Source organism: Bacillus sp. H1a (assembly GCF_000633475.1).
Taxonomy (GTDB): Bacteria; Bacillota; Bacilli; order Bacillales; family Bacillaceae_G; genus Bacillus_A; species Bacillus_A paramycoides.
Genome location: NZ_AYMH01000019.1, coordinates 164184 through 185181 on the forward strand (window position 1 = coordinate 164184; position 20998 = coordinate 185181).

Annotated in this window: 21 protein-coding genes and 1 other annotated feature; of the genes, 12 read left to right on the forward strand and 9 right to left on the reverse strand. The window is 35.1% G+C overall.

Annotated elements, in window-relative coordinates:
• Positions 1-335: 335 nt before the first annotated feature.
• Entirely contained in the window at positions 336-1154 is an 819-nt protein-coding gene (locus U860_RS0109100) for a class I SAM-dependent methyltransferase (RefSeq protein ID WP_025148273.1), read from the reverse strand.
• Between the two features lie 114 nt (positions 1155-1268).
• Positions 1269-1539 (forward strand) — a binding site (T-box leader).
• Between the two features lie 50 nt (positions 1540-1589).
• On the opposite strand from U860_RS0109100, the gene metG reads away from it, so the two are divergent.
• Positions 1590-3224, forward strand: a complete 1635-nt coding sequence (gene metG / locus U860_RS0109105) for a methionine--tRNA ligase (RefSeq protein ID WP_025148274.1) — start codon at positions 1590-1592, stop codon at positions 3222-3224.
• A gap of 138 nt (positions 3225-3362) precedes the next feature.
• On the opposite strand, the gene U860_RS0109110 is transcribed toward metG, so the two are convergent.
• The 5 genes from U860_RS0109110 to U860_RS0109130 form a co-directional block, all read right to left on the reverse strand.
• A complete protein-coding gene (locus U860_RS0109110) occupies positions 3363-4265 on the reverse strand; it encodes a DMT family transporter (RefSeq protein WP_025148275.1) in 903 nt (300 codons plus the stop codon).
• Positions 4266-4555: 290 nt separating this feature from the next.
• A complete protein-coding gene (locus U860_RS0109115) occupies positions 4556-6004 on the reverse strand; it encodes a HAMP domain-containing sensor histidine kinase (protein ID WP_025148276.1) in 1449 nt (482 codons plus the stop codon).
• Positions 5982-6647 (reverse strand): response regulator transcription factor, encoded by a 666-nt coding sequence (locus U860_RS0109120; RefSeq protein ID WP_002174104.1) that lies wholly within the window; start codon positions 6645-6647, stop codon positions 5982-5984. Before U860_RS0109120 ends, U860_RS0109115 begins: the two co-directional genes overlap by 23 nt.
• Before the next feature lie 354 nt (positions 6648-7001).
• The gene (locus U860_RS0109125; RefSeq protein WP_025148277.1) at positions 7002-7463 is read right to left on the reverse strand and encodes a L,D-transpeptidase; all 462 of its coding nucleotides are present in this window, start codon (positions 7461-7463) and stop codon (positions 7002-7004) included.
• A gap of 29 nt (positions 7464-7492) precedes the next feature.
• Entirely contained in the window at positions 7493-7936 is a 444-nt protein-coding gene (locus U860_RS0109130) for a DUF3978 family protein (protein ID WP_025148278.1), read from the reverse strand.
• A gap of 413 nt (positions 7937-8349) precedes the next feature.
• On the opposite strand from U860_RS0109130, the gene U860_RS0109135 reads away from it, so the two are divergent.
• A complete protein-coding gene (locus U860_RS0109135; RefSeq protein ID WP_025148279.1) occupies positions 8350-8964 on the forward strand; it encodes a DedA family protein in 615 nt (204 codons plus the stop codon).
• A gap of 57 nt (positions 8965-9021) precedes the next feature.
• On the opposite strand, the gene U860_RS0109140 is transcribed toward U860_RS0109135, so the two are convergent.
• Positions 9022-9813, reverse strand: a complete 792-nt coding sequence (locus U860_RS0109140) for a PPC domain-containing protein (protein WP_025148280.1) — start codon at positions 9811-9813, stop codon at positions 9022-9024.
• A 164-nt stretch (positions 9814-9977) separates the two neighbouring features.
• On the opposite strand from U860_RS0109140, the gene U860_RS0109145 reads away from it, so the two are divergent.
• The 3 genes from U860_RS0109145 (at position 9978) to U860_RS33025 (ending at position 11538) form a co-directional block, all read left to right on the forward strand.
• Positions 9978-10199 (forward strand): helix-turn-helix transcriptional regulator, encoded by a 222-nt coding sequence (locus U860_RS0109145; protein ID WP_025148281.1) that lies wholly within the window; start codon positions 9978-9980, stop codon positions 10197-10199.
• Between the two features lie 19 nt (positions 10200-10218).
• Positions 10219-11301, forward strand: a complete 1083-nt coding sequence (locus U860_RS0109150; protein WP_025148282.1) for a M50 family metallopeptidase — start codon at positions 10219-10221, stop codon at positions 11299-11301.
• A 96-nt stretch (positions 11302-11397) separates the two neighbouring features.
• A complete protein-coding gene (locus U860_RS33025) occupies positions 11398-11538 on the forward strand; it encodes a DUF3985 family protein (RefSeq protein WP_000404783.1) in 141 nt (46 codons plus the stop codon).
• Between the two features lie 153 nt (positions 11539-11691).
• Here the strand turns inward: U860_RS33025 and U860_RS0109160 are convergent, their stop codons facing one another.
• Both U860_RS0109160 and U860_RS0109165 read right to left on the reverse strand, forming a co-directional pair.
• Entirely contained in the window at positions 11692-12078 is a 387-nt protein-coding gene (locus U860_RS0109160; protein ID WP_025148283.1) for a DUF3938 domain-containing protein, read from the reverse strand.
• Between the two features lie 343 nt (positions 12079-12421).
• Positions 12422-13315, reverse strand: a complete 894-nt coding sequence (locus U860_RS0109165) for a YitT family protein (protein WP_002174091.1) — start codon at positions 13313-13315, stop codon at positions 12422-12424.
• A gap of 276 nt (positions 13316-13591) precedes the next feature.
• On the opposite strand from U860_RS0109165, the gene U860_RS0109170 reads away from it, so the two are divergent.
• From U860_RS0109170 to U860_RS0109205, 7 genes are all read left to right on the forward strand, one after another.
• On the forward strand, positions 13592-13876 hold the full coding sequence (locus U860_RS0109170; protein WP_025148284.1) for a hypothetical protein: 285 nt from the start codon (positions 13592-13594) through the stop codon (positions 13874-13876).
• A gap of 28 nt (positions 13877-13904) precedes the next feature.
• Entirely contained in the window at positions 13905-14687 is a 783-nt protein-coding gene (locus U860_RS0109175) for a membrane protein insertase YidC (protein WP_025148285.1), read from the forward strand.
• A 206-nt stretch (positions 14688-14893) separates the two neighbouring features.
• Positions 14894-15859, forward strand: coding sequence for a hypothetical protein (locus U860_RS0109180; protein ID WP_025148286.1), 966 nt, complete (start codon positions 14894-14896; stop codon positions 15857-15859).
• 596 nt (positions 15860-16455) lie between these two features.
• A complete protein-coding gene (locus tag U860_RS0109190) occupies positions 16456-17769 on the forward strand; it encodes an amino acid permease (protein WP_025148288.1) in 1314 nt (437 codons plus the stop codon).
• Positions 17770-17877: 108 nt separating this feature from the next.
• Positions 17878-19062: an MFS transporter gene (locus U860_RS0109195; protein WP_025148289.1), complete on the forward strand. Its 1185-nt coding sequence runs from the start codon at positions 17878-17880 to the stop codon at positions 19060-19062.
• An 80-nt stretch (positions 19063-19142) separates the two neighbouring features.
• Complete coding sequence (locus U860_RS35810; RefSeq protein ID WP_033795392.1) at positions 19143-19313, forward strand: hypothetical protein; 171 nt, start codon at positions 19143-19145, stop codon at positions 19311-19313.
• Between the two features lie 256 nt (positions 19314-19569).
• Positions 19570-20998 (forward strand): thioester domain-containing protein (locus tag U860_RS0109205; protein WP_205206305.1); only part of this gene is annotated, 1429 nt, incomplete at its 3' end.

The window sequence follows — 20998 nt, forward strand, 5'->3', positions numbered from 1 at the left end:
AGTTATTAATCTGTTCAATGAAAATTATAGTAGGTAATGGAAAGAGGCAGATGAGTATGAGTAAATGTTCTTAAAATGTATACATTTATATATCAAAAATTCTTAAATAAAAATAAGAAATACTATTGTAATTCGAAATAATATCATGTATACTTCTAATTAGTTGATAACGATTATCACTATCAACTGAAACATTACTCTTCGTTATGTTGGTCATACCCCTTTTTGACGACGTAAGTCAGAGACGAATGTTGAAATATCTTGTGTCCTATTCTACAGAATTATGGTAATCTCCAACCTCAACTTATATGCGTAAGCATGCAAAAAAAAGGATCCTATCCGTGAAGGGATCCTTTTTTGCATGTTGTCGCAATTAATGTATATAGACCTGGTATACGTTCTTCAATTCCTTCGGGTGCAGTAGGAGGGAAGACCCATCTTTGATGAGGTCCATGTTCTTCAATTAGCTTTTCGACTTTGAAATTTGTTTCTGCCATTGCCGTAATAATTTCTCCAAGTGTCCAGCGCCTAATTTTTGTTCTCGGTAAAGCTTCTTTCTGTGATTCAGTAAGGAGAGTACTATAAGCCACGTCATCTTCAATAAGTTCCTCACCAAAATAATTTCCATTTGCTCGAAATGCTGGATGATCTACTCCTAATAATTTTGTATAAACAGGATGATAGTCGCGCAGTATAAATGTCCCATCTTGTTTTAGTAAGTTAGAGATTATATGAAAGAGTGGCTTTAAGTCTAAAAAGTAATGGAGTACGCCAAGTTCCAGTAATACGATATCAAATGATTGGGATAGATTTAAATCTAGTACGTCGGAAACGATATACTTAATAGAGACTCCAGCAGCTTTTGCTAATTCAGTTGCATATTTTTCATTGCTTGCTGAAATATCTACAACTGTTACATCCGCCCCTAAAAGGGCAAGAGCAACTGCTTTATTTCCTTTTGATCCGAGTAAATTAATAATACGCTTCCCCTTTGGAGAGTGTATGTAAGGTAAATAATAAGCTACTTCATGAACAGGATCTTGCATGAGCTTTTTTGCATATTCTGCCGGTGCACCGTGGCGATTTGTCCAGGCTTCATAGGCAGCTGCATTCCAGCTTTTTTCATTTATAATACTAAGTTGTTTTTGATTCAAGTCCATCACTCCTTTTGTAAACGTATACTTATTCGGTGGGAGAATGAGATTTCCTGTTCTTTTCGAATTAAAGTTTGATTTTTCTGCACTTTAGTCGTAAAATACGTGTTATACATAAAAGCGTTGAAAAGGAAAAGTAGAATGAAACCATTCTTTCCAGAGAGCTTCGGTAGCTGAGAAGAAGCAAGAATATTCATTTGAACAATGGCCTTTGAGCTTCGTCCTGAACTTATCAAATGATAATAGTAGGCGGCGACGAGAGTTGGTACTCGTTATCAAAACCACAGTATAAGAGCATATAGCTCCGTACTTGTTAAGGTTAGTTATGTGAATGACTGACGAAATAAGGTGGTACCGCGACTGTTTATACAGCCCCGCCCTTATCTTTTTTAAGATAGGGGCGGGGCCTTTTATATTTTTAAGGAGGAATGTAAGATGAGTATTTTTATTGGAGGCGCTTGGCCGTATGCAAATGGTTCGTTACATCTTGGGCATATTGCAGCTTTATTACCAGGAGATATTTTAGCTCGTTATTACCGGGCTAAAGGTGAGAGTGTGTTGTATGTTTCAGGAAGTGATTGTAATGGAACACCGATTGCAATTAGAGCAAAACAAGAAGGGGTTACAGTAAAGAAAATAGCTGATCAATATCATGAAGAATTTGAGCGATGTTTTCATAATCTTGGTTTTACGTATGATTGCTATACACGTACAGATAGTGAACACCATCATGAAACTGTTCAAAAAGTTTTTTTGCGACTATTAGAAGAAGGTCATATTTATAAAAAAATAGTCGAACAAGCTTATTGTGAAACGTGTACGCAATTTCTACCTGATCGTTATGTGGAAGGTATTTGTCCGTATTGTCATGAAGGGGCGAGGGGGGATCAATGCGATGCTTGTTCCGCTATTTTAGATCCACTCGATTTGTTAGAAAAGAAATGTAAGTTATGCGGTAGTACGCCATCAGTACAGGAAACCGAGCATTTCTATTTTGCATTGCATAAGTTCCAGCAGCAAATTAAAGCGGCTGTAGAAATTGCAAAGCAGAAAGGAACATGGCGCGACAATGCGATTCAATTAACAGAGAGATATTTAAAGGAAGGATTACAAGACAGGGCAGTATCACGTGATTTACCAATCGGGGTACCAATTCCAGTGGAAGGATATGAGGATAAGAAAATTTACGTATGGATTGAAGCGGTGACAGGATATTATTCAGCGAGTAAACATTGGGCTGAAGAAACAGGGAAAGATGATCAAGAGTTTTGGGATAGAGATGCGAAAACATATTATGTGCACGGAAAGGATAATATTCCGTTTCATTCAATCATTTGGCCGGCGGTATTACTTGGAATAGGAGAAGAAGCGATCCCTCGTCATATCGTCTCGAATGAGTATTTAACAGTAGAAAAAAGGAAGTTATCTACAAGTAAAAACTGGGCAGTATGGGTACCTGATATATTGGAACGCTATAATCCAGATTCTATTCGTTACTTTTTAACAGTAAATGCACCAGAAAATCGTGATACTGATTTTTCATGGCGTGAATTCATTTACAGTCATAATAGTGAATTATTAGGGGCATATGGGAACTTTGTGAATCGGACGTTAAAATTCATTGAAAAGTATTATGATGGCATTGTACCAAAGGGGAATATTAATATAGAGCTGAAAGATAAGGCTGAAGGATTATATAAAAGTGTAGGAGAGGCGATTGAACAAACTAAATTTAAGGTGGCGCTAGAAACAATATTTGATGCAGTACGCTTTGCAAATAAATACTTTGATGAAAAGCAGCCTTGGAAACAAAGAGAAGACGACCCAGTTTCATGTGAGGAAACAATTTATAATTGTGTTTACCTTATCGCTAATTTTGCAAATCTCCTTGAACCATTTTTACCGTTTTCCAGTGAAAGAGTTAGAAACACATTGTCGATTGTTAAACAAAGTTGGGAACCACAAAATACGTTGCCAAACCGAATTGATAATGTACAGCCATTATTTGAGCGAATCGATGTAAAACAAATTGAGCATGAGGTAGAGAAGTTATATGGAGCGGTAAAGTGAAATATAAGGAAAAGACCTTTCAAGTAAATGAAAGGTCTTTTGTTATGCTGTATGACTTCTCTCAAAAAGATTTACTTAGCTCTAATTATATACCATATGCTAATTTTATTTATACTTTCATACAAGTGTCATGTTCTCTCATGCGCTATGCATTGTATTATGTTTTCTCTCTTTCCTATAATCAAGCAGTTGCGGTGTGAAAATACCAAGCAATATGAAAATAATACCAAGCCACTGCATAGGTGATACGACTTCATGAACGAGTGTAATGGAAGCGATAATTGCTGTTGGTAATTCAGCTGCACCTAATATGGTACCAAGTCCTGTTCCTACTTTGGGTACGCCAATTGAGAAGCAAATGACAGGTATAATAACTCCGAAAAATCCAAGAAAGAATGCGTATTTCCAAAGGCCAGCTTGCAAGGCACCGTCTGTTAAAAAGGTCGGTGGGAAGAATAAGCATACAATGATTGTAGCACTTGTTGTCATAAGGAAGCTTTTCGTATAAGGCGGAACATCTGTAGCGACTCGCCCGCTTGCGAAAACATAAAATGAAAAAGAGACGGCAGCTAATAGCCCGAAGATGATACCTTTCGTAGAAAAATTTTGTCCAAGATCTTCAAATACTCCACCTGCAAATAGAGTACCAGTAAATAAAATAATAATAGATATAACTTTCTCACGGCTTGGCAACGTGCGATTTGCAATTGCTTCGATAACTACACCAATCCATGTGAACTGGAAGAGTAAAACGACAGCGATAGATGCTGGCAGTTCTTCTACAGAAATAGCATAGAAAATACCAGTCATACTCATTGTTGTGCCGACCGTTAGTAACGAAAAGAATTGTTTTTTTGTCACTTTATGACGCGAAAAGAAAAGAACGAGAAAAAGTAGTCCAATCCAACCGAAGACATATTGTCCACCTAATAGCTGATGGGCTGAAAAGCCATCCATAAAACCGAGCTTAAAAATAGTAGAAAGTACACCGTAGCTACAAGCTCCAAATAAAACGAGTAATGAATACTTAAACTTCTCCATAAAGATCCTCCTTATAAAGTGAAACCTTAATCAGTGGGGGTTTTGTTCATCCCCCACTGATTATTAGCCCACACCAATCGGGCGTTTACGAGCAGTTGATCTCCCACCTAACTTTTTTGTTCCAGCTGAATTTTGAGGTGGGAGTCTTACTGCCCGCAAATAGCGGGATAAGAAATAAAAAACGCCCGCTATCCAAATAAGGACAACGGGCGAACGAAACAGAGTAAGACACTCTACAAAATTCCGCCACTCATACGAAGTATGAGTTTGGGGTATGAAATTATAGTAGTTTACATTGCTTTTGGAAAAACAATCGAGCATTTTACACCTTGAGGTGTGTTTTGTATTCCATAAGGAAACTGATGTTTATCTAGTATTTGTTTTACAATATATAAGCCAAGGCCGCTACCTTGTACTAAACCATTGTTTCCAGGGTTAGCACGATAGAAAGGCTCAAATAAATGAGCGAGTTTGTCTTCATCGATTTGTGAACCTGTATTTAACACTTCTAATGCGTAACCGTTTGGTTTTTCATACAGCTTTATATATACATGCTGATGATCGATTGTATAATGAATTGCATTTGAAATAATGTTAAAAATAGCAGTTTGAATAAACTGAGGATCAGCTGAAATTTGTACATCTTGTTTAATATTAGATTGAACATTTAATTGCTTTACAGATATAAAGTAATCTACTTTTTTCATAACGTCCTCAATGATATTAGATAGTGAAATAACTTCTAAATTCGGTTTAAATTGAGGGTTTTGTATTTTGGATAATTCTGACATTTTTTCCGTTAATATGTTAATATCTTGCATCATCTCGTAGGATCGCTTTAAGTATTTGTCTCTATCTTTGTAAGCACCGATTCCGTGAATCATGCCATCTAGTTGTCCCATAACGGCTGCGATTGGTGTTTTTAATTCATGGGACACCATAGACATAAATTCTTTCCGAGATTGTTCTAATTGTTGTTCTTTCTTGAGTTCATTTCGTAAATCTTTATTTGTTTCATGTAAATTCTTCACAATATGTGGGACCTGTGAAGCGGCTACTTGCAAATTAAAATCTGTTTGATCTGCATTTTTGTTAAGTGATTGTTTATCTGAAAAGTCCAGCTTCATAATGTCCTTTAAAGTATCACTCATATATTGAAAAGGCTTGGCAATTAGTTTTGCATAAACTAAAGAACCGAGCAAAGATAATGCAAGCATTGTTGCACCAATATGCGGAGCTAATTGGTGCAGAGCATCTGCTAAACTTGGATTATCATGCGATTCACTTGTTTTATTCGTTGCATTTTGCGTATGTAAGGCATTATTGCTAGCGGCGTTTTTTTTAAGTCCAGTAGGTGAATCCGTTTTGTTACTTTTTCCCGAAATATTTTGCGTATTTTCTTTCGCGTTTGCTTTTGCAGTTTGACTAGGCTGCAAAATATGATTGATGGCTGTCGAGAGTGTTTTAATATCTATACTAGAAGGCTGAAAATTCGAGATGCTACTCTCTGATACAGCCTTATTTTGTTCCTTTTTACTTTGATCGTTTTTCTTATCTGACTCCGCATGTTCTACATTTTGTGTTTCAGGATTTTTCGTATAATGCCCTTTATCGTAGTTTGAGGCTAAAAAATAAATAATTTGATAAAGGCAAAGTGATAAAAGGATACAAAACAATAAGGTTTTGATGAAAATATTTTTGGTGATGTTGTCTTTGCTACGCTTCGATTTTGTAGCCAATGCCTTTCACCGTTTTAATATAATTAATTCCTAATTTTTTTCTTAAGTTTTTAATATGTGTATCTATTACTCTTACATCACCATAATGCTCATAGCCCCATACCTTATTCAACAAATCACTTCTTGATAATACTTTTCCACGATTTTGTAGCAAAGTATATATAATTTCAAATTCTTTTGTTGTTAATTCAATTTGATTACCATGAACATAAGCTGCGTATGCTGTAGAATTTAACATCAATTCATGGAATTGTAGTATAGTTGCGGTTTCAGCTTCCTTCGTTGTTGTCCTTCTTAATACAGCTTCTACTCGTTTAATAAATACCGCGTAATGGAACGGTTTCGTAATATAGTCATCAATACCTAACTCAAATCCTTTAATTTCACTTTCTTCATTATGTAAGCCTGTTAACATAATGATTGGTACATCAGATTGTCCTCGCATAATTTTACAAATACTATAGCCATCTATATCTGGTAACATTACATCGAGGAGGACAAGATCGTATGAGTTTTTTTGGAAAAGAAGAATGCCTTCTGTTCCAGCACCAACTACATCAACAGTAAAGTTTTGTGCCATTAGAAATTCACGAATAAGTTCTTGTATATCTGGGTTGTCTTCAATCACCAGTATATGCGTCATAGTAACACCTCCTAAATAACGCTTTTTACTGCAATATTCGAATTCATCATTCTTTGGATGACTCAGATTGTTTATACATATAATAAGCCCCCGCTATAAAATAATCATGAAAGTAGCAAGGGGAATTGTTTATTGGAACTGCATGTTTCAGAATCACAGTAGTTCTATTATAGTATGTAATGCAAAATTTATAAAATATTGTAACTGTATAATTTTAATATCCATTTTTATCAATGTTTTAATGATATTTAGTACAATCTACTCTCATTATATATGCAAGTATAGTTGTTTCGCTACTGTAAATGAATAAATAAAAAAAGCCAAGACATAAAATTCTTGGCTTTTGTTCATAGGTTATTTTACAGTGACAGTGGCTTGTTCATGAATACGCTCAAATAACCAATGTATATCATTGTTATACATGCGAATACAGCCAAGCGTTGTAGCTTTGCCAATCGCCTGATTATTGTTAGTCCCGTGAATCGCATATGTTGTTCCGTATGTTCCTGCCATATTTAATCCGAGCCAACGGTCACCAAGTGGATTACGCGGATCGCCGCCTTTAATTCCCCTTGTATAATAAGGACGGTTTTTAATTTTATTTACGATTTGAAAAGTACCTTTAGGTGTAGGCGTTGCTGTTTTTCCAGTAGCGACAGTGAAGCTTTTTATGAATTTCCCATCTTGATAATAATCCATTTTATTTATCTGCGTGTTTACGATAAGCTGATCTTTCGTTGTAGCTGCCTCTGCAGTAGTGAATGGAAGAGTTAAAAATCCTAATGATAATAGCGCACTTAATAATAATTTTTTCATTATATTCTCCTTTTACTATTTTAGTAGTATTACATACAATGAATTTGTAATCCACGTAATGCTTGATGGACGTTTTCATTTAATGTTTCAAAAAATGTAGTGATTTTTGTATTGTGTTTGTTGTTTTTATCGATGAGCAATCTTTCATTTAGTAAAAGTTCACCGTGTAGTCCGAAGCTCTGTACTTGAATAGTCATTTCATTTTCTGTTTCAGAAATGATAGGTAAGAAATAATGAAACGCTTTCGTTGGAAGGATATAGCTTTTTCCAATCATGCTTTCTTGATTAGAATTAGTCCATTTTTTCGTGACAATCTTAATATTCTTTTTAGAAACGACAAAAGATAGCGTTGTGGATTTTGTTAAACTTACTTCAAACTCGTTTGTTTCACATATGTGTAAATTAAAAACGGTTTCATTTTGATGAGATTCAACATTTGTATTAATAAAATCATGCATTTTATAAGCTTCCATTTCTTATTCACCCTTTTTTCAATTTCGAAAAGCGACTTATATTTATTCAATTTAATGTTTAGTCATATATTGGTTAAATTTTTCAACAAATTTCGATATAATCTTACAATACGTATATGAAGCTAATATGAAGTTCGTATGAGTTTGTGATGGTTTTTTATAGGGAACAAAATAAGGTCATCTTCGAGTGTTAAAAATTGGGTAAAAATGTATATTAATGGATTTTATCCGTACGATAGATAGTTGTTAGCTTGTTTTAAAATGATAATGGATATAAGCAAATAGAGAACAGAAAATTTTAGTGTTAGCCTTACAAAAATGTAATAAAAATGTAAGCTATTGTGATAGTTATTTCGACAATTTTTTTATACAATAATAGTAAGAAGTTGCACGTGATTGAAAGGAGAGATGACATGGAATGGGTTCATGAATTATTTCAGCAGTACGGGTACTACGTTGTACTTGTTGGCTTGCTGTTAGAATATATTGCACTTCCGTTTCCGGGAGAGCCAACATTAGCATATGCGGGATTTTTAGCACAGAAGGGTGATTTAAGTTTACCGATTTTAATTATCCTATCCTTTATTGGGACAAGTGTAGGAATGACAATTCAATACTTTTTAGGAAATAAATTAGGTATGCCTTTCGTTCAAAAATATGGGAAATACGTATTTTTAACACAAAGAAAAATTGATTTAACGAGAATGTGGTTTGATAAGTATGGATATTTTCTTATCTTTATCGGCTTCTTCATTCCAGGCGTACGCCACTTTACAGGATACTTCGCAGGAATTATTAACCTACCATTCCGGCGCTTTGCAATCACAATTTATTCCGGTGCTTTATTTTGGGTATCATTCTTCTTAATCGGTGGCTACTGGCTAGGTGGTAACTTACATGATATTTTCGGAGCACTGGAAGAGCATATCGGCAAAATCATCTTTGGAGTAGTTGTTATTATAGCAATCACGCTAGGCGTTCGTTTCCGCAAAGAGCTAAAACGAGTATTCGTACAAAACGCAAGTTAATATGGAATCCATTCTATGTCAGATTTTAGGGAGGCAGTGCTTTTGGGCACTGCCTTTTTATTTTATGTTCCAATCTACTTTCAACTTTCCTTTTAACTTATTTCCACTAACTATAATGTAATAAGTTCCTGTTTTAATTGCCGCGAATTGGTACGTATTAGGACTGTTTGAAGCTAAATAGTTTTCTTCCTCTTGAAATTCACTAGACATTTTTATGTCTCCCATGTAGGTATTCGGATTTTCAGATGGTGATTCAATGGTAAATTCTAATATATCACCCCGTTTTAGTTCAATTGGGATTTTATGTTCACCACTGAAATGTTGAAAAGATGCTTCGAAAGAGTTTTCTGTTTTTGTTTCGATCCATTGTTCTTTTGATGTTCCAATCTTTGCTAGATCGATTAAGTTGATTGTGATAAATATAATAAGCATAATGCTTGGCACGAAATATTGTATCCAATTGAATTTTGTTGCTATGACTGTACATAAATAGAAAAAAAGAGAACATACTGCTCCAATTGAACCGAGGAACAAGAACTGTATTAGAGCAGCTTCTTTAAATATTAGGAAGGGAAGAAAGAATAAATAGCCGCAAAAAATATAAAGGCATAATCTCTTAAGTCTTGTATGTGTTTTTAAGTTCAATTTATCGATGCAAATAGAGCAAAAAATTGCATATAAAGCAAGAAGAGGAATGAAGGGAACATATAGTAATTCCCGTAATCCAGCTAAGAAACTATATAGTGTTTGTTGACTAGTTGTTAAGAGAAGTGTGCTAATAAGTAATAATAACAAGAAAGTTGCTGTTAGCTTAGTAAGAATGTAAGAAAAGGTAGATGTTTTATTCATATGTCACCTCCTTTGTTTAATATTTAACATTCATTATATAGGTTATTTGCATCATAATAAATCCTTATTTTTGTCAATTATTAACGTCAAAATGACAATTATAATTGATGAAAATAAGGATATTATTTACAATTTTAATTGAATAAATGAAAAAGAGGTAAGACATGAAGCTTCGAAATCGAGTGAGGGAATTTCGAGCAAAGCATCGTTTATCACAAGGGGATTTAGGGAAAGCGATTGGCTCATCACGGCAAACCATTAGTTTAATTGAGCGCGGAGATTATGCGCCATCTATTGTGTTATCGCTAAAAATCGCACAGATTTTTAGGGCGCCGGTAGAGGAGATATTTACATTAGTGGAGGGGGAAGATGGAGATGGAGAGTAAAGTGAAGGGGAGAAAAACGTTGGACATTTTAAGAAGACCTGCCTTTTCAATGTTTGTTGCCCTTGTTTGCTCCGTTTTATATGGATTTATTCGAATAGAAAAAGTACAGCAAGTCATTGAAGTATGGATGTTTTTTGGAATTGCATTGTTAGTGTTAGCTATCCATGAATTAGGACATGTAATATTTGGTTTGATAGGCGGTTTGGAATTTAAATTTATGACAGTAGGCCCCATTACTGTCCAAAAAGAAAAGGGAAAAATACGAATTAGAGAAAATAAAATGTGGATGTATGTTGGAGGCGTTGCAATGCTGGTGCCGCTTTCTCCATACACACCGAACCTTTCAAGAAAATGGGCATGGATGACTTTAAGCGGACCATTAACGAGTTTCGTATTCGGCATTGTATCAGGTTACATATATATGGTGAGTTATTACCACATGCTTTTATACTTTTCTGTGTTACACCTTGCAATCTTTGTCGTCACAGCAATTCCAATAAAGGGAAAGCTATTAAGCGATGGCATGCAATTTCTCATTTTAATTAAAGATGATGAAAAGGCTAAGCAACATTTATATAACATTCAAGTATCGGGCGAGTTATTAAGCTACAAAAGGCCGAAAGATTGGGATGAGAGTTTAATAGAAATAAGCGAAGAAAAATTAAAAGAGGATAAAGATATAAGAGATATCATGAGTGGACTCATGCTCGTCTTTTTTGCTCGATATGATCAAGAGGGAATGGAAAGAGCGATACCGTATTTAGAACAAATTGTTCAACTACCTGTAACGAAAGAAAATAAATATTTCGTTGGCAGTTTTCATAGTTGGTATCTTTTATATAGAGTACTTTATCAGAAGAAAAGCCTTTCTCTGCAAGAGGCGAAGGAACACGCAAAGGCAATTACAAAAATGGACTTATATGGGTATTACCGCACGCGAGGAATTGTCAAATATTTAGAGGATGATCTAGAAGCTTCACGCATTTATATGAAGAAAGCAGACAAAGAATTGAAGAGCGCTGAGAAGAGTGAAATAGGATATTTACAATTAGAGAGAGAATGGTTTGAGCAGTTGAAGGAGAGGGTATCTTACGATGGGTAAGGTATCCTATTTTTTATATGTCATCTTATGCCGTTCCATAAAAAGTCTGAGGCGAGTAAAATGAGATAAGAAGAGCAAAGATTGGAGGAAGTAAATATGGAAATTTTAACGATTATTTTGATAGTCTTGCTTATTTATGCTGTTTTTAAAGTAGCATATGTAGCATTAAAGATACTCGCGATCCTATTAGTTATCTTTTTAATCGTAGAGTTCGGCAGTAAGTTACTTGGGGGATAGGGTATGTTGTGCGTTTAGGGTGTCGAAGGTTGTCGGTAAATCGATATCCTGTGTCGAAGCGTCGATATAATGAAAAAATCGTTGATATATTTCGGTAAATACTAAGTGGGGTATGCAAACCAATCTAAAAAAGCTGGAAGAATATCTTCCAGCTTACGAGTTACTTTCAATTTGGCGACCGTTATCTTCTTCGTGGTCTTGTAATAGGTTGAATACGTCTGCTAGGCAGAATGCAATAAACCAAGTCCAAAGACCGTGGAAGAAAGCTGAGCTTAATTGAAGTGGTAATGTATAGTTTGTCATTGAGTAGGAAATACATCCGCCAACGATTCCGATCATTGTTAATAACATTGTTTTTTGAGCATTTTCTTCTGGATTGAAGAGGAAGAAAATGTATCCACCTAAAATTGAAGCGCTTACAAACGTTTCGATTCCATTAAAGATGATATTCTCTCCAAGCTGAGTGTTTGTCCAGAAGCAGATTACGCCGCCGATGATGGCAAACAAGATAGCTATTGTATATCGTATATATTGATTCATATGTTCATCTCCCTATGTAATAAGATGATTTGGAAGTCAAAAAGGTAGGTATAGTATATTGAAGTGAATTTTAGTTGTACGTATCTTTTTATAAAAAGATCAGTGAAGAATAACTAAGATGATCGGCTTTTTTAAAACCGTTACGTGTATGGTGTCTGAAATATACCCGACTTCTCGTTTCTTTTTGCTTATAATAATAAGAGAAACTTCCAAGTCTATATACTCTTTTTTTGTAAGTCTAATTTCATTATAACACATTTAGGGACACAATAATAGAATTATCTGATTTTGTAATAAGTGTAAAAAATAAAAAGCGCAAGGAATTGTAGTTCCTTGCGCCTTTTTATATACGTTTGAAACGTCCAACAATTTCAACGGTTTCAGTAATATTCATAAATGCTCGATTGTCTACTTGGCGAATGATACGTTTCATTTCGCCTAACTCGTAGCGAGTTACGACAGTGTAAATCATTTTTTTCTTATGGTTTGTATAGCCGCCGACAGCATCTACCATTGTTACGCCACGTATGCCGCGATGTAGTAGTGCGCTTTTTATTTCCTCGCCTTTTTCTGTAACTGTCATTATCGTTAATTTAATATGTTTCGTATGCACAGCATCAATTACTTTGCTGACTACAAACCGGCTAATTAACGTATAAAGCGTAATATCCCATCCGAAAATGAATCCTGCTGCAACAAGTAAAATTAAGTTGAATCCAAAGATGATTGCTCCAATTGAAACATCGCGATGTTTCGCTACAATCAATCCAACAACATCAAAACCACCTGTTGAAGAAGCAAATCGGAATATAATTCCTGAGGCCGCGCCGCAGATGACACCACCGAATACAGAAGATAATAAAATATCGTCTGAAACTTGATGTACCGGGATAATATTCATCGCTAAAGATGATATAGCTACAAAGTATGCTGTTAAAAAGGTTGTCTTCTTTCCTAAGTAAAAGTGACTTAAAATAAGAAGAGGAATGTTTAGTAAAAAGATAAGTGCACCGATATTGTAGTGCATTAAATAACCGATAATCATCCCTACGCCAGCGAATCCACCGCTAATCATATTATGCGGGATAAAAAACATATTCATAGAAATTGCATACAAAATAGAAGCTATAAAAATAACAATCAACTGTATTATAAATTCTAGGTGAAATGTTTTAGCTGCTGGGAAGGATAAAAAGGCGGTGTCGGGAACGTAATCGGCGTCTCCTAGTTGACCCATAGTATGTTTCATCTCCATATTCATTTTTGATTACAAGAAGAGAATAAAGCTTTTTTCAAAAACTGGCAATAGTTTTATTATAATGCAAAAATTTTATAAATTTCTAACAAATTAAACCTATTCAAAGATGTGTGTGAATATACTAAAGAAAGCGAATACATTGATTTTCTAGCATAGTTTTTTTGAGAAAATATGCAAAATTCTTTTTTGAAAATAAAAGGAAATAGAGAATGTTTGTTGAATGTGCTAAAATGACTTTATTAAGGATGTGAAGCGATGGAATTTTTATTGCAGGATGCAATTTTATATATATCGTTTGTAACGACGGCGCTTTGTTTATTAGAAGTCTTTTTTCTTGCTAACGTTTCTCGTTTCGTACGCCAGCAAGCATCGAGTGGTAGACAGAGAGCTTTTAAACTAGTTGATACATGTGAAGAGGGTATAGGAAATGTACCGCTATTTTCTATTTTTTATAAATATGGAATGATTCGTTCTGTTCGCAGACAAGAATCGAGTGGAGAGAGTGACGAGGTAGGTCCGTATACACCAATGTTTCGCTAATTAATTACGAAACATTGGAGGAATGAACATGTTAAAATCATACCGAGCTGCGCTCATTAGTTTATCAATATTACTTGTTTTTGTTTTATCAGGCTGTAGTAATGCAGGCACAATTGATTCACATAGTACGGGAATTTGGAACCATTATTTTGTATATCCAATCTCGTTTATGATTCAATTTGTTGCTCATCATATACCTGGTGGAAGTTTCGGGATTGCTATCATTGTCATTACACTTGTTGTTCGTTCAGCAATGATTCCATTAGCTGTTTCGCAATATCGCAGTCAAATGAAAATGAAAAAGATGCAACCTGAATTACAGAAGCTGAAAAAGAAACACGGTGATGTGAGTAAAGATCTTGAAAAACAAAAGCAGTATCAAAAAGAAATGTCAGAACTAATGAAATCAGGCGGTTGGAATCCATTAGCTGGGTGCTGGCCAATCTTTATACAAATGCCAATTTTCTCTGCTTTGTATTATGCGATTAGCCGAACTGAAGAGATTCGTATATCTTCGTTTTTATGGGTGAACTTAGGACATGCAGATCCGTATCATATATTACCGATTATTGCAGCGTTCACAACATTTATTCAAATGAAGGTGTTCCAATCCAATGTAACGCCTGGAGAGCAAGTACAAATGCTGAAAATACAGCAAATTATGATGCCGGCAATGATTTTATTTATGGGATTTGCGGCACCGTCAGGACTTGTGTTGTATTGGATTACAGGTAACTTATTTACAATGACACAAACAATTGTGTTAAGAAAAGTAATGGAACGTGAAGAATTACAATTACAAAAAGCTTAGAAAAACGCCGCTCGTGATGAGCGGTGTTTTTTTTCGTAAATGCCCGATTGGTGTGGGCTAATAATCAGTGGGGGATGAACAAAACCCCCACTGATTAAAGTTCCATTTTATTTAACTCGTTAAGGAAATTTTAAGAAATCAACATTACTATTGGCATTGTATACGAAAGTGTACACGCTTTAGAAATATGAAGGAGGAAATTTCCTATGAAGAAGAAAACAGTTGGGTATTTAGCAATTGCAGGTGCTCTATCATTTGGAATTATAGGAGGAGTTGGTGTACCGGCGTTTGCGGCAACTAATACCCCGGCAGCTGAGCAAGTTACAAAAGAAACTGCGAAGAAGAATTTAGATGAGGCAACGAAACAAAAAGTGAAAACAATTATGGATGATACAAAGAAACAATTAGAGGGACTAGGTGTGAAATTCCCAGAGAAGGATAAGCACAAGGACATGTTTGCGGGATTAGATGAAGCGACAAAAGAAAAAGCAAAATCAATTTTAGAGCAAGAAAAATCCGGGAAACTAACTCGTGAACAGGCAAAAGAGGAATTGACAAAACTAGGTGTGAAATCCCCAGAAAAGGGTAATCACAAGGATATGTTTGCAGGATTAGATGAAGCAACAAAAGAAAAAGCGAAGTCGATTTTAAAACAGGAAAAATCCGGGAAACTAACTCGTGAACAGGCAAAAGAGGAATTGACAAAACTAGGTGTGAAATTCCCAGAAAAGGGTAATCACAAGGACATGTTTGCAGGATTAGATGAAGCAACAAAAGAAAAAGCGAAGTCAATTTTAGAACAAGAAAAATCCGGGAAACTAACTCGTGAACAGGCAAAAGAGGAATTGACAAAACTAGGTGTGAAATCCCCAGAAAAGGGTAATCACAAGGACATGTTTGCAGGATTAGATGAGGCGACAAAAGAAAAAGCGAAGTCAATTTTAGAGCAAGAAAAATCCGGGAAATTAACTCGTGAGCAAGCGAAAGCGGAATTAACAAAATTAGGTGTGAAACTTCCTGAGAAAGAGAAGCATGAAGACATCTTTGCGAACTTAGATGCAGCAACAAAAGAAAAAGCGAAAGCGATTCTAGAAAATGAAAAGAAACAACTAGCGGAATTGAATGTTGATCTGCCACATCATAAGTTTTTTATGAAAAACGAAGATAAATAATTGAACTATGTTGTATCTTTCGTGTGGGCAACCGAAAGGTACATATGCGAGGGGGCTGTCTTTGGAACAGCCTCCTCTTATTATTGTCGTTTTTTGTTGGATAATCGATGTGTTTTGAAAATCGCCGATATATTTTTATGTACCATCTCATGTCGTTCATGGAAGAGGAGATTAGAGAAATATTGTAGCTTCTGTTATAATATAAGGAGAGAAATATTTCTTATGTTATATAAAATATATATTGATTTTTTCTAACAATTCAATATAATGAACAATAACTACAAAATTCGACATCAAGAAGTGATGATGAGGACATGATCAATTTTTTACGATTCTCAGAGAGGGAAGCCTTTGGCTGTGAGCTTCCTAATACGGGGAAATCGATTACCACCTCTGAACTGCAGCAGTGAACGGATACCTAGTAATTGCTTGCCGGCAAAAACCGTTATTTAGACTTGAGAAATTGGTGAAGTGTGTAACTTTACGAATTGAAACAAGGGTGGAACCACGAATATAACACTCGTCCCTTTTTTAGGGAGGGGTGTTTTTTTATTTCATTTTTGCATCACACTAGAATTGGAAGGAGGATACGCAGCATGCATCATGATGAGAAAAATAAAATTGGTTTAACAGTAGCACTTTCTATCGTAGTAGGAACTATTATTGGGTCTGGTGTGTTTATGAAACCAGGGAGCGTATTAGATTACTCAGGGAGTTCTAATATGGCTATTCTTGCTTGGGTAATTGGTGGTTTGTTGACGTTAGCAAGTGGTTTAACAGTAGCCGAAATTGGAGCGCAAATTCCGAAAAATGGTGGGTTGTATACGTATTTAGAGGAGATTTACGGAAGCTTTTGGGGTTATTTATCAGGTTGGATGCAAACGATTGTTTATGGACCAGCTATTATTGGAACATTAGGTTTGTACTTTAGTTCTTTAATGATTAATTTTTTCTATTTAGATAAAGTATGGAATTTACCAATCGCAATTGGAACAGTTGTGTTCCTAGGCGTTGTAAATAGTATGGGAACAAAATACGGAGGTATCGTTCAAACAATCACGACAATTGGGAAGATGATTCCGATTATATTAATTGTTGTGTTAGGTTTTTGGAAAGGGAATAGCGATATCTTTAACGTAGTTGTGCCGATATCAGAAAATCAAAGTATCGGAATGGCAATTTTAGCAACGTTATTTGCTTATGACGGCTGGATTCTACTCGCTTCGATTGGTGGAGAAATGAAGAATCCAACAAAGTTATTACCGAAAGCAATGACAGTTGGGATTTTAATTGTAACGGCTGCTTACGTGTTAATTAACTTAGCGTTATTAAATGTATTACCAGCAGCGAAAATTGTAGACCTTGGAGAAAATGCAACAGCGACAGCTGCGGGCATGTTACTTGGAGAATATGGCGGAAAAATTATTAGTATCGGTATTATCGTTTCTATTTTCGGCTGTTTAAATGGAAAGATTTTAACGTTCCCACGTATTCCGATGTCGATGGCAGAGCGTGGACAACTTCCATTTTCTAAGTTTATTGCAAAAGAAAATCCGAGATTCAAAACACCAGCAAATGCGATTACTGCTGAAATCATTTTAGGAATTATTTTAATGATTATTAGTGATCCGAATAAGCTATCTGAGATTTCCGTATTTATTATTTATATTTTCTATGTAATGACATTTATTGGTGTATTCATTTTACGAAAACGTAACAAGGATAAAGAGCGTGCATATAGTGTACCGCTATTCCCAATTGTACCGATCGTTGCGATTTTAGGATCATTGTTTGTAATTGGTAGTGCGATTATTAACGATCCGGTAAGTTGTTTCTTATCAATTGGAATTATATTTACTGGACTGCCGGTGTATTGGTATTTAAATAAGAAGAAAGAAAGTGGAGTTTAATGATTGGAAGGCAGGCGTATAATACGCCTGCCTTTTTATTGTGAAAAAATTATACTTGCGTCCATTTTTCTTTTAGGTTACTATAGCGGTAGTAACCTAAAAGAAAGTGTGGGGAAAGTCTTGAATTTTCGTGTGTATATTTTAGCTATCGCGGCTTTCGTAGTCGGAACGGTTGAGCTAATTATAGGAGGAACGCTCGATTTAGTTGCCAATGATTTAGGTGTGTCGATTAGCGCAGCTGGTCAGCTTATAACCGTATATTCGGTAGTATTTGCTTTGTCAGGTCCAGTTTTATTAGCATTAACAGGGAAGTTCGAAAGAAAAACATTATACATTGGGGCATTATCGATTTTCTTAATTGGAAATATCATTTCAGCATGTAGTGTGAATTACGGAATGTTAATGTTCTCAAGGGTCATTTGTGCAGCTGGTGGTTCGCTTATTATTGCACTGTCGGTAACACTTGCATCTAGTGTAGTAGAACCGCATTTTCGTGCGCGTGCAATTGGAATCATTTTCATGGGGATTAGTGGCTCGCTCGTACTTGGAGTACCGCTCGGTCTTGTACTCGGAAATGCATACGGATGGCGTGCACCATTTGTGTTAATTTTGATATTAACTGTTATGGCAATTGCTTGTATTTCATTATTCTTAACGAAAGTACCACCGACATCGGTGCTATCAATAAGAGAGCAAATCGCTACGTTAAAAGATAAAAAAATTGTAAGTGCACAGTTAACATCATTTTTATTTTTAACGGGGCATTTAACACTATATGCATATTTAACACCTTTCTTAAAAGATGTCATGCATGTTGAAGCAAACTGGATTAGTGTGTTTTACTTTATTTTCGGAATCGCAGCAGTAATCGGCGGTGGCTTCGGTGGATGGCTTGCTGATAAATGGGGATCGAAGAAAAGTATTATTTCCGTCATTATCGTATTTGCCTGTGCAATATTCATGTTGCCGATGATGACATTCTCATTCCCACTTTTCATTATTATGATGGGACTTTGGAGTATGCTGAGCTGGGCGATTTCACCTGCACAGCAAAATTATTTAATTGAGATTGCGCCGGAATCAGCTGGTATTCAGCAAGGCTTAAATAACTCAGCACTTCACTTAGGTATTGCGCTCGGTTCAACAGTAGGCGGAGTTGTTATTGAGAAATCATCTGTTATAAATAATGCGTGGGTAGGCGGCGGTTTTATAATATTGGCATTGCTCTGTGCGATTTTCTCAATTACGAGAGGTCGTTCGGATCAGTTTGTGAAGGAAGAATCTATCGTTTGATAGGTTCTTTTTTTGGTTTGAAAAAATTAAAGGATTTAGTAGAAGGATGAAGAAGGATGTAGGTAATGAGGTGATAATCTATGGATTCAAACTTTTCGATAATTGGTTTTCTATTTACTATTGTACCATTCTTTCTTGTAATTTTTTTATTTAGATGGGTTCGTTTCATCTATCAAAATTCTGAGAAACAAGTTGAGCAAAATGAGAAAATCATTGAGCTATTGATGGAGATAAAGGAAAAAGATAAGTGACATGTATCAGTTTGAAATTTGTTTTTTCGTAAATCAAAAAGGCACTTAGGAAGTGCCTTTTTATTATTTTTGAAAAGTTTAAGTATGTAATACCCATTTGTCAATAGCAGCATGAGAACGAGCAATTTTAAAGTTGCTTATTGCTTTGAAACTTTCTCAACAATTCGACAAGATGCTACAAAAAAACCACCTATTCTCTTTTTTTCACTTATAAGTACAATGAAACAGTAAGATTGCTTCATGTAGAAATTTATATATGGTGGTGGAGAGAGTGGAACGAAAGATGGTAGGAAAATGGTTTAGTTTTTTAAGTGCTCTTATTATTTTGTTAGGAATTGGAATACCACAAGTAAAGGCAGAAGTAATGAACAGAGAAACATATGGAATGGATTGGAGTTATAGTAAAGCAAAAGATCGTGAAATAAAGACGGAAATAATTAAAACTGCTTCGGGTAGTATTGCGTATTGTTTAACGCCTGATTTACGTTCTCCTAATGGAGATGATTTACCTGAGATGGGAAAAACATCTGATGCTGTATATCGTGTTTTACTTAATGGATATCCTCAAAAAAGCCCATCGGAATTAGGTGTAGCTACAGTGGAAGAAGCACATTATGCTACACAATTAGCAGTATGGATTGCAGCGAATGAATTAACTGAAGAAGATTTAGTTGCAAAAAATAAACAAGTACATAATCTTATGAAGCGTTTAGTAGAGGCTTCGAAAAAAGAAACTGGATCACAAGATGTATTTTTTAAAGTTAATCCTATAGATCCACAAACTGCAATACAAAAAGGTGATTATTTAGAAACAGGGTTTTATGCAATTCAAACAAATGCAGTTTCTGGTTCCTATACAATTCTGCCTGAAAATGCTCCTAAAGGCATTCGAATTGTAAATGAAAGGGGAGAAGAGAAAAGTACATTATCAATTAACGAAAAATTCAAAATTATAATCCCGAAAGATACGATTAGTGGGAATTTTAAAATGAAAGTGAAATCTACTTTAACAAATTTACAGGCAATTGCTTTTAAAGGTTCGGGGAAAATTCAAAACACAACGATATTGCTACAAAGAAATAGTGAGAAAATCAGTACAGATTTAATCGTGAACTGGGAATCAGTAGGATCTTTAAAGATTATGAAATTAGGAGAACAGAAGGAAGTATTAAAAGGGGCTATCTTTGAAGTTTCTAATGTGAATGGAGATTTTAAACAACATGTCACTACAAATAATAGTGGAATAGCAGAATTGAATAATCTTCCAATCGGTATATATAACATAAAAGAAATTCAAGCACCAGCTGGATATGTGTTAGACAGTAATGTTAAAAAAATTGAAGTGAAAACTGGTGAAATTGCTTTATTAGAAATGAAAAATGAAAATGTAAAAGGTGAACTAGAAATAACAAAAGTAGATGTGGCAGATGGAAATACAAAACTACCAAATGCAGAGTTTACAATTTATAACGAACAAGGAAAAGAAGTAGCAAAAGGAAAAACGAATGAGCAAGGTGTAGCGAAATTTAAACTACCATACGGAAAGTACACATATAAAGAAACAATAGCGCCGAATGGATATGTAATGAATGAGGAGACATTCTCGTTTGAAATAAAAGAGAATGGAGAAATTATTAAGCATATCGTTCAAGATAAAAAAGTAGAAGGTGAACTAGAAATAACAA